At 68.0% G+C, this 2,151-nt stretch carries 4 protein-coding genes; 2 read left to right on the top strand and 2 right to left on the bottom strand.

The features are described from left to right. The first annotated feature begins 145 nt into the window (after positions 1-145). Together StrepF001_RS45085 and StrepF001_RS45080 are read left to right on the top strand one after the other, a co-directional pair. Positions 146-295, top strand: coding sequence for a hypothetical protein (locus tag StrepF001_RS45085; protein ID WP_206307174.1), 150 nt, complete (start codon positions 146-148; stop codon positions 293-295). A gap of 151 nt (positions 296-446) precedes the next feature. After that, positions 447-1,256 carry a leucine-rich repeat domain-containing protein gene (locus StrepF001_RS45080; RefSeq protein ID WP_240798016.1) on the top strand — a complete coding sequence of 270 codons (810 nt, stop codon included), beginning with the start codon at positions 447-449 and terminating at the stop codon, positions 1,254-1,256. 104 nt (positions 1,257-1,360) lie between these two features. Here StrepF001_RS45080 and StrepF001_RS46165 read toward each other — a convergent pair whose 3' ends face one another. Further along, positions 1,361-1,510, bottom strand: coding sequence for a hypothetical protein (locus tag StrepF001_RS46165; protein WP_165396596.1), 150 nt, complete (start codon positions 1,508-1,510; stop codon positions 1,361-1,363). A 95-nt stretch (positions 1,511-1,605) separates the two neighbouring features. Then, positions 1,606-2,094, bottom strand: coding sequence for a hypothetical protein (locus tag StrepF001_RS45075; protein WP_129803856.1), 489 nt, complete (start codon positions 2,092-2,094; stop codon positions 1,606-1,608). Positions 2,095-2,151: the final 57 nt, after the last annotated feature.

Here is a 2,151-nt window from a genome sequence, read left to right as displayed (position 1 = left end):
CGCAAAATGAGATGACGTCTCAGCCCCAGGGCCTCAACCTGACGCGATTCAATGGCGGCACTCCGTCAGGCCGGCAGCCCCTTCGCCGAGCTGGCGGGCGCCCGGACCAAGACGACCCACCGTCGTCGAGAGCTTCTTCACCGCAGTGGTCGGCTCCCGGCTGCGGCAGGCCCGGGAGCGCGGCTGCGGGCTGCTGGTCACCGATGCGCTGCCCACCTCCGAACCGATCTTGCGCAAGCGCGGCTTCGAGGTGGTCACCTCCACCCGGCCGTACATCTTCGAGCCGGACAACTGAGCCCTTCGTGCACCGTCCGGAAGACGCGGACCCGGCGCAAGCCGGCCCGGAAGAACCGAGCCCGGGATTCGCGGGCCGAAGAGAGGGAGGGGCACCCCCCAGACGACGTGACGGCCTCATGGGGTCTGCGGCGCCCTCGTATCTTTGCGCCATGACGAGCGAGAGAGAGCCACAGCTCTATGTGAACCGCTGGGGTGACACGTCGGACCCGGCCCCGGAACAACGCGGAATTCGCCAGGATGCTTGCGCGTGTTTCGACCAGTCCAGGCCGCATCCGCGAGCCCGGGTTGGATTTCACACCGAGTGCCAGGACACGTCCGCTCCGGGTTGGCTGCGTCTGCTGGAGCTGATTGACGAAGCCGCGGCCGACGGGCGCGAGGAATTCCGCCCTCTCGTGGAGCTCAGTCCGGAGGAACGGCGGCAGATCGTCACCCTGCCTCCGAGCATCGCGCGGCTGACCATGGTCAAGCACCTTGTGCTCTACGGCAGCAACCTGGTCCGGATTCCGCCCGAGATCGGGGCCATGACGAGCCTTGAGGAGTTCACGCCCTACACCTCTTACCAGTTGCACTGGTTTCCTTACGAACTCACCCGGTGCGAGAAGCTGTCCCGCAGCACGGTGAGTACACGCGCACTGTTCGGCAACTACAAGCTGCGCCCCCCTTTTCCCCGCCTGCAGCCTGACCTGGACTCCGTCACGGAACTCGCCCTGGAAAACCTCGATCCCAGACGCTGGGGCACCACAGCCATCCACAGATGCAGCGTCTGCGACCGCCCGGTCGAACAGGCTGGGCTCCAGCAGATGTGGATTTCACTGCGCGTGGCCACTGACGTATTGCCCCTGCTGGTGAACGCCTGCTCATCGGCTTGCGTCGCCGCACTGCCCGCCGGTGCGCAGGACTACATCCCCACGCCGCACAAGGGGGGCCGAGTCGACCAGCCGCCGTCCGATTGGGACTGACCGACCAGACGCCGGACGTCATGCAACGATCACCCCGGATGCACCCCGGGCCGAAGCGTTGACGCTGGACTACCGAGACACCAATGAACGAACGCGAGCACCACTCATCGGATGGGACCAGCCCTGACCGAGACACGAGGGAAGGTGGACACGGCCTTCGCCGGGTTAACCCGGTGGTCACCCAGGTCCGCGGCCATACGCAGCAGGGCGTAGGCGGCGGCGAAACGGGTGGCTCGGGTGCTGTTTTCGGTCATGCTGGAGGTGCTCCTCGTCTCGGTTTGGGCTGCGGGAGTCGCCAGGGGGCGGCCGCGGGCGTTCTTGGTCGGATGCGGCGGCCGCCCCCGGGCAGTTACTTCGTGGTGGGGGCGTGCGGGTCGGGCACGCTGGCGCAGTCCTCGTCGTGCTGGTGCGCGGCGCGGCCGCCGGTGCGGCGCAGGTCGGTGAGGATCTGCAGCAGGTCCTCCTCGCCCTCCAGCTGGAAGTCGACGTAGCCGCGGCCGCAGGCACAGGGCACGATCAGCATGAGGACGTCGCGGGCGCCGTCGGCCTCGCTGATGTTCCGGGTGTGGTGCAGCCACAGGCCGCCCTCTAGCCAGGCGACCGCGCTCGCCTCCAGCCGGTTGTCCTTCACCGCGATCTGGCCAGCCCAGTCCATGTCCTCCAAGACCTGGCCGATGGTGGCGCCGTAGACGGTGTAGGCGTGGTGGGCGGCGGCGATCTGGGCGTCGTCGCGCTGCTCGTCCTCGGTGTACTCGTCGTCGACCATCGCGAACAGGCGGGCCAGCGGGGAGTCGTCGTCGAGCGCGGAGGTGACAGGCGATTCGAGAATGTCGGTCACAGGGTCTCTCCTTTCGGGGATCGGGCGGGCTGCCCGGTCCTCCGCACCGCCCCATCC

Source organism: Streptomyces sp. F001 (assembly GCF_004187715.1).
GTDB lineage: Bacteria > Actinomycetota > Actinomycetes > Streptomycetales > Streptomycetaceae > Streptomyces > Streptomyces flavusporus.
The sequence above is the reverse complement of the archived record's forward strand: the minus strand, read 5'-3'. Positions and strand labels throughout refer to the sequence as shown.